This window comes from Streptomyces colwelliae, assembly GCF_048158785.1.
Taxonomy (GTDB): Bacteria; Actinomycetota; Actinomycetes; order Streptomycetales; family Streptomycetaceae; genus Streptomyces.
This window is the reverse complement of sequence record NZ_JBLTJC010000468.1, coordinates 1-7,231: the sequence shown is the minus strand read 5'-3', so window position 1 is coordinate 7,231 and position 7,231 is coordinate 1. Positions and strand designations below refer to the sequence as shown.

The following is a 7,231-nucleotide window of genomic DNA, read 5'->3' as shown; positions in this document are numbered from 1 at the left end:
CGCCACGCCCGCCCCCTCGACGACGCCGTAGCCCGCCTAGACCGCGCGATCACCACACTGGAGGGCCGCCACCCCGACTACTGGCACTTCCTGACGGAGACGGAGGCGGTACGCCAGTCCGTAGCGAGGGTCGTCAGCCAGATCCGCGAGGAACGCGGAACCCCTGGACACAACTGAGGCCCCTCTCCCACGACACCGATCTCCTACGCCGCCAGGGCCTCCCGCAGTACGTCCCGCAGCGGTGTCGGCGGCCTCCCGATCAACTCCCCCAGCACCGGGCTCACCTCAGCGAACTCCCCCTCCCTGCTTGCCTGGAAGAGGCCCACAAGCATGTCGGCCTGTTCCTCCGGTACGCCATGCGAGACCAACCCCGCCCGGTACTCCTCATCGGTCACCGTCACACGCTTGACCGTGCGGCCCGTGACCGACGAGGCGAGGGCCGCCACCTCCGCCAGGTCGAGCGCCTCCGTGCCGGTGAGCGGTGGGGTCACCCCGTCGAACCGCCCCTCCTCCGCCAGCGCTATCGCCGCCGCCTCGGCCAAGTCGGCATGTGCCGTCCACGACACCGGACCGTCCTCCGGCGCGGACAACTCACCGGTCTTGAGGGCCGCGCCGAGAAGCATCACGGTCGTAGCGGCGTAGAAGCCGTTGCGCAACGACGTGAAGGGCACGCCCGAGTCCCTCAACTCGCCCTCCGTCTCCGCGTGGTCGGGCATCGGGGCGAAGGGCGAGGCCGGGTTCGCGCCCATGTGGCTGGTGTAGAGGACGCGGCGGGCGCCGGAATCCCGGGCCGCCGCTATCGCCGTACGGTGCTGCCGCAGTGCCGTGTCGCCCGTGCTCGCGGCGGACACCAGCAGGATCTGCTCGGCCCCCTCGAAGGCGTCGGTCAGGCTCGCGGGGTCGTCGAAGTCGCCCCGGCGGACCCGGACTCCCCGCTCCCCCAGCGCCTTTGCCCGCTCCGGGTCGCGGACACTCACGGCGATCCGCTCGGCGGGGATCCGGACGAGCAGCCGGTCCACGACTCCCCTGCCCAGTTGCCCATTGGCTCCGGTGACGACGATCACGACGACTACCTCCACGAAGAACAGCACGCATTAACCGCTAATGCTGTCGACAGTAGCATCGCTACCGAACAGGCGCTAACGAATTTCTGTTAGCGTTCTTCCCATGTCTGCCGACGACGACAACCGCAGCCCCCGCGACCGCATCCTCGCCGCCACCGCCCAGCTGCTCACCGAGGGCGGTCGCGAGGCCGTGTCGACGCGGGCCGTCGGCAGCGCGGCCGGGGTCCAGGCGCCGACCATCTACCGGCTCTTCGGCGACAAGCAGGGGCTCCTCGACGCGGTCGCCACGGAGGGCTTCGCGGCCTATCTCGACAGCAAGACCGACCTGGCGCCCACCGCCGACCCGGTCGCGGACCTGCGCGCCGGCTGGGACCTGCACATCGGTTTCGGTCTCGCGAACCCGGCGCTGTATCTGCTCATGTACGCCGAGCCCCGCCCCGGCGCGACCCCGCCGAAGGCCGCCGTCGCGGGCGCCGAGATCCTCGCCGGGCACATCCACCGGATCGCCGAGGCGGGCCGGCTCCGCGTCGGCGAGGAACGTGCCGCCCAGCTCGTGCACGCGGCCGGCAGCGGTACGGCGATCAGTCTCATCGGCCTGCCCGAGGACCGGCGCGACCTCGAACTGTCCACGCTGGCACGGGAGTCGGTGATCGCCGCGATCACCACCGAGGCCCCGGTGAGCGACGACCCCGGCCCGGTCCCCGCCGCCGTGGCCCTGCGCGCCGTACTCCAGCGGACCGACGTCCTCACCGACGGCGAGCTGAGCCTGCTGCGGGAGTGGCTCGACCGGATCGCCCGCGAAACGACCTGAGCCCTGAACACGAACCGGCCCCCAGTCGCGTACCGAAGCGACTGGGGGCCGACGAAGCTGTGCCGGACTACGAATCTCAGGTGCGGTAGGCGTAGTAGTACGCGTTCGGGTACGAGGCGACGAGGCTCGCCACCGACCTGCGCAGGGTGTTGTTCGAGTGGTACGTGACGTACGGGATGCCGTTGCTCTTGGCCGTCACGATCATCGTGTGGTCCTTGGCGCCGTCCCGGTCGAAGTCCATCTGGAGGACGTCGCCGACCTCCAGCTGGTAGACGTTGGCGAGCGGGGTGGTGCGCTTGGAGTTCTGCGCGAACCAGGACCACTCGTTGACGCCGACGAAGGAGTCCGACTGGATGTCGGCGGTGCCGAACCACTTCGTGTAGTCGTACACATAGCCCGGGACGTGCTTCCAGCCGCCGGCCTTCAGGGACTGGCTGACGAAGTTGGTGCAGTCGCCGCCGTCCGCGTGGCCGTTGAAGTCCGGGTAGGCGGTGTTGTAGACGTTCCAGTACTTCTCGGCGTACGTCGCCATCGCCTTGTAGTCGTACGTCGTGCTCGTCTTCGGGACCGCCACCGGGTTGCGGGTGGTGGCCGCGCGCGGCGCGTCCGGCGTGGTGTTGCCGTCGTCGGCCGGGGCGGGCGAGGCCTTGACCGCGGGCTTGGCCACCGTGTTGACGGCGAGGCCGCCGGTGTCCGTGTCCTGGATGCCGGAGAGCTGCCAGGTGCCCTGCTGGTCGGCCTTGAAGGTCAGTTCGTGGTGGGCCTGGAAGCCGGTGGTCTTCGGCTCGCTCCCCGTGGCCTTCGCGTACGTCAGCGTGGTCGTCTCGGTGACGTCGGCCTTGGCGGTCCGGCCGGTCACCCGGGTCGCGTCCAGCGTGACCTTGGTGGTCCCCGTGCTGTACGTCTCGCCGAGCTTGGCGATGCTGCTCTGGCGGCCGCGCAGCTGGCTCAGCGCGGACTTCTCGTCGCGCGACTGGGTGCTGGAGAGGCGGACGTCGCCGGAGAAGCGAGACGCGGTCTGCTTCGTCGTGGCCCCGTGGACGAGCGCCTGGGTGCGGTCGGTGAAGACCGCGTCGGCCAGCTTCTGGAAGGTCGCCTTGGTCGCGGCGTTCACGGTCGGGTCGTCGACGACGGCCGCGCCCGCGCTCCAGTTGGGCACGAGGGCGACGCCGGCGACGACCGAGGCGGCGGCCGCCGAGATTATGGCCGTACGGCTCCGCTTACGGCTCAGTTTTCTGGATTTCAATGGTGTTCCCCTCTACGCCGGTACGCCTACCGGGCGAGGGCATCTTCGCACGCCATGTGTGGCTCCTGTGAAGGGGGTTGCACTTGGTCAGTTCACCAGTCGCGGGAGGTCACTTGACCACCGTGGACCAGTCCGGCGACTGGGCCGGGTCCAGGCTGCGCAACTGCTGCAAAGTCTGGGGCGACTGAACGTCCATCCAGTCCGAAAGCTCCCTGAAGGACACGCATTTGACGCCCTTCTTGGTGCAGATCTTCGGGATGATCTGGTCGATCGCCTTCATGTAGATGCTGCCGTTCCAGTTCTCGAAGTGGTTGCCGATGAACAGGGGCGCCCGGCTGCCGTAGTAGACGCGGTTGAAGCCGGCCATGTACGAGTCGACGGTCTTCTTCTCCCAGTCGGCGAACTTCGAGGCGTCGCCCTGGGTGGTGCCGCCCGACTGGTTGTAGAGGAAGTTGAAGTCCATCGACAGGGCCTGGATGTTGTCCCCGTAGGGGAGCAGTTCGAGCGGGAAGTCCCAGAGGCCGTCCTTCTTGGTGGGCCATATCTGGAAGTCGCCCGGGGAGCTGGCGTCGTAGCGCCAGCCGTAACCCTTCAGCGCCTTCAGGAGGTTGGGCTGGCCCTCCAGGCACGGAGCGCGGCCGCCGACGACCTCCTTCTTGAAGTCGAAGGGCAGGGCCGGGATGTCGGTGTAGCCGGTGTTGGTCTTCCAGTTCTCGACGAAGGAGAAGAACTGGTCGATCTCGCTCTTCCACTGCGCGACGCTCCAGTCACCGCCGCCCTTGGCCTCGCAGAAGTGACCGTTGAAGTGGGTGCCGATGTCGTTGCCCTGCTCGTAGGCCAGGCGGAGTTGCTCCAGCGTGTCCCGGATGTGCTGGTCGGTCGGGAAGTCGATCGCGGCCGAGCCCACCGAGTGCATGGGCGGGTGGTACAGGTCCCTCTTGCTCTTGGGCAGCAGATAGATGCCCGTGAGGAAGAAGGTCATGTGGGCGTTGTACTCCTTGGCCATCTCCCGGTAGTGCGAGAAGAGTTTGTCGTCCCCTTGCAGGGCCCCGTCCCAGGAGAAGACGACGAACTGGGGTGGTTTCTCACCGGGCTTGAGCGGCACGGCCTTCAACTGGTCCGTCTGCGGCCCCGTGTACGAGGTCGAACCGTCCCCCAGCACCTGCGTCTTGCCGTCCCAGGCGGGCTCCTTGGTCGACTTCGGCTCGGCGTTCTTGCCGGCCGACGCGGTCGGCGCCGTGTTGTCCCGGTTCAGCGCCAGGTACCCGGTCACCAGTGAGGCGACGACAAGGAACACGGCCAGGGTGAGGAACCCCGGCTTGGGGGTACGACGGCGCGGTTCAGGGGCTCTGCGGCGGCGGCCGGACGGTGCCTTCGTCCGAGGCTTCATGGGCGGCTCATTCTGCGAGGAGGTGGCGGTTTCGCTGCGGTGGTCAGCCGAGCGGGGTCATGGCTCTCGACCAGATGCCGTAGGGGACGTCTGTTGCTGGGGTGCCGGAAACTCCCTTCAGGGGCAGGGGTTCCAGGCTCTTGCCCAGGTCGATGCGGTAGACGACGACGGCGGTCGACACCGACTTGGCCGTCCCGACGTACCAGGCCGCGGTGTCGTCCTGCGTGGTGCCGGTCTTGCCCGCCACCTCGGCCCCGGCGGCCTTGGCGGCGGTGGGATGCGCGAGGCCGAAGGAGTCCGTGAGCGCCTCCGTCACCTCACGCGCGGTCTCCTTGCCCATCGCCCGGTTCGGCTCCGGCCGCTCCAGGGCGACCGTGGCGCCGTTGCGGGTGATACGGCGGACCGAGTACGGCTCGGTGTGGACGCCCCCGGCGTCGAACGTGCCGTACGCGCTCGCCATGCGCAGCGCGCTGGGCGTGGCGTTGCCCAGCGACAGCGCGGGAACCTGCGCCCCGAAACTGGACGACAGCAGTCCGGCCGCCTCGGCGGTCTTCCGTACGGTCGTCAGGCCGGTGTCCATGCCGAGCTGCATGAACGGGGTGTTCACGGACTGCGCGAGGGCCTGGCGCAGACTGATCTGCCCGTAGGACTTCTCGCCGTCGTTGTGCGCGGCGACCTTCTTCCCGCTGCGGTCCCAGTACGGCCCCTCGGGTGTGGTGACCGGCACGGCGTCGTCCCCGTCGTACAGCGTGTCCGGGGTGACCGAAGTCGGCGGGCTGCCACGGGTCTTGGTGACCCCGTGCTCCAGGGCGGCCGCGTAGACGAACGGCTCGAAGGCCGAACCGGCGGGCACAGTCGTGGCGTTGGAGTCGTTGTAGCCCTGCGTACGGTGGTCGGGGCCGCCGTAGACGGCGAGGATCCGGCCGTCGGAGGCCACCGAGGAGGCGCCGTAGTGCGCGGTCTTCGCCGTGTCGGCGTTCTTCTTCCGCGCGTCCTTGCGGGCCTTGTTCACGGCGTCCGTCAGCTCGGTCTCCCGGTCGCGGTCGAACGTCGTGTAGATCTGGTAGCCGCCGAGGTCGAAGTCCTTGTCCGAGATGTGCGCGGTCTTCTTCACGTACTGCGTGGCCAGTTCGACCAGGTAGTCGCTCTGCTTGCCGGTGTCGTAGGTCTTCGACTGCTTGAGCGGCTCGGGGAAGGTCTTGTACGTGGCGCGCTCGGCCGGCGACAGCTTGCCGATCTTCACCATGCGGTCGAGGGTCCAGGACCAACGGGCCACCGCCCGGGCGTGGTTGGCCTTGCTCAGCGTCGGGTCGTAGAGGCCCGCGCCCTTCAACAGCGAGGCGAGGAAGGCGCCTTGGCTCGCGTTGAGCTGGCTGACGTCCTTGCCGTAGTACGCCTGGGAGGCGCGCTGGAGGCCGTAGGTGCCGCGGCCGAACCAGCTGGTGTTGAGATAGCCCTCGAGGATCTTGTCCTTGCTCATCTTGTTGTCGAGCTTGAGGGAGATCATCGCCTCGGTGAACTTGCGGCTCACCGTCTGGTTCTGGGTCAGGTAGACGTTCTTCACGTACTGCTGGGTGATCGTCGAGCCGCCCTCGGTGTCCCCCTCACCGACCGTGCGGTACAGGGCGCGGGCGATGCCCTTCATGGAGATGCCGGGGTCGCTGTAGAAGCTCTCGTTCTCCGCGGCGAGCACCGCCCAGCGGACGTCGGTCGGGATGTCCTTCAGCGGCATCGCCTGCCGCTGCACCCAGCCGGTCCGGGCCATGGGCGTCCCGTCGGACCAGAAGTACACGTTGTCCTGCTGGGTGGCGTACGAGTTGAGGTTCGAGGGGATGTCGGTGGCCGCGTACGAGACGACCAGGAACAGTCCGCTGAGACCTATGGAGGCGAGCACGCCCCCCGCCCACTGCCGCCAGGAGGGCATCCAGCGGCGCCAGCCGGCCCGGCCCGGGCGCGGGTACTGCGGGCGCAGTTTGCGGACATACGGCGTGAGGAAGATCACGACCGGGGCGAGGCGGGCGGCAACGGGGGCAAAACGGGTACGGAGGACGGCGGCGAGGCGGGAGAGACGGCTGCGGAGGGACGCGCGGTGGGCTTTGCGCCCCCGGTGCCGTACCGGTTTCGTCTCCCCCTCGGGTATCTCCGGCGCCTCCGGTATCTCCAGGTCGGACAACCGCAGCTGCATGGTCTCGTCCGGCCTGAACCCGGCGGGGAGCTTCAACTGCATGGTCTCGTCCGGTGCCTGGCGCTCCTCCCCGTCCCCCTCGTGGGTCACGACGCGACTCCCCTCCGCACTCCGTATTGCTCGCACAGGCAGACGCATTGACGTACGAGGGTCTGAAACGGTTGCCGGGACGCGACTGCAAATCCCGGTTCCCCCCGGCCTCACAGATCACGCGGCGCCCTCAAATTACCAGTGGTCTTCGCAAGTTCTCCATATAAGAAAACGACAGAACAGGACACAGCCGAAACCTTCATGAAAAAACAAGGTGCCGCACTCATGTGAGGGTGGGGTTAGCCTGCTGCCATGCCTCGCTACGAGTACCGCTGCCGGACCTGTGGGACCACGTTCGAAGTCAGCCGGCCCATGGCGGAGTCCTCCGCGCCGGCGGACTGCCCCGCAGGGCACGACGACACCGTGAAGCTTCTGTCCGCCGTGGCCGTGGGCGGTACTACGTCCGCCCCCGGGCCCAGTGCGGGCGGCGGGGGCGGTTGTTGTG

The 7,231-nt window shown here is 68.4% G+C and carries 6 protein-coding genes; 2 read left to right on the top strand and 4 right to left on the bottom strand.

Annotation, left to right across the window (positions count from 1 at the left end):
- Nucleotides 1-203: 203 nt before the first annotated feature.
- Nucleotides 204-1,064, bottom strand: coding sequence for an SDR family oxidoreductase (locus ACNFOC_RS47935; RefSeq protein ID WP_416965297.1), 861 nt, complete (start codon nt 1,062-1,064; stop codon nt 204-206).
- Nucleotides 1,065-1,167: 103 nt separating this feature from the next.
- Here ACNFOC_RS47935 and ACNFOC_RS47930 point away from each other — a divergent pair, with 103 nt between their 5' ends.
- Nucleotides 1,168-1,875, top strand: a complete 708-nt coding sequence (locus tag ACNFOC_RS47930; protein ID WP_416965296.1) for a TetR/AcrR family transcriptional regulator — start codon at nt 1,168-1,170, stop codon at nt 1,873-1,875.
- Nucleotides 1,876-1,951: 76 nt separating this feature from the next.
- Here the strand turns inward: ACNFOC_RS47930 and ACNFOC_RS47925 are convergent, their stop codons facing one another.
- The 3 genes from ACNFOC_RS47925 to ACNFOC_RS47915 form a co-directional block, all read right to left on the bottom strand.
- Complete coding sequence (locus ACNFOC_RS47925; protein WP_416965295.1) at nt 1,952-3,121, bottom strand: amidase domain-containing protein; 1,170 nt, start codon at nt 3,119-3,121, stop codon at nt 1,952-1,954.
- Between the two features lie 109 nt (nt 3,122-3,230).
- Nucleotides 3,231-4,511 carry a polysaccharide deacetylase family protein gene (locus tag ACNFOC_RS47920; RefSeq protein ID WP_416965294.1) on the bottom strand — a complete coding sequence of 427 codons (1,281 nt, stop codon included), beginning with the start codon at nt 4,509-4,511 and terminating at the stop codon, nt 3,231-3,233.
- Between the two features lie 43 nt (nt 4,512-4,554).
- Nucleotides 4,555-6,786, bottom strand: coding sequence for a transglycosylase domain-containing protein (locus ACNFOC_RS47915; RefSeq protein WP_416965293.1), 2,232 nt, complete (start codon nt 6,784-6,786; stop codon nt 4,555-4,557).
- Nucleotides 6,787-7,038: 252 nt separating this feature from the next.
- On the opposite strand from ACNFOC_RS47915, the gene ACNFOC_RS47910 reads away from it, so the two are divergent.
- Nucleotides 7,039-7,231: FmdB family zinc ribbon protein (locus tag ACNFOC_RS47910; RefSeq protein ID WP_416965292.1), on the top strand; the 193-nt coding region annotated here is incomplete at its 3' end.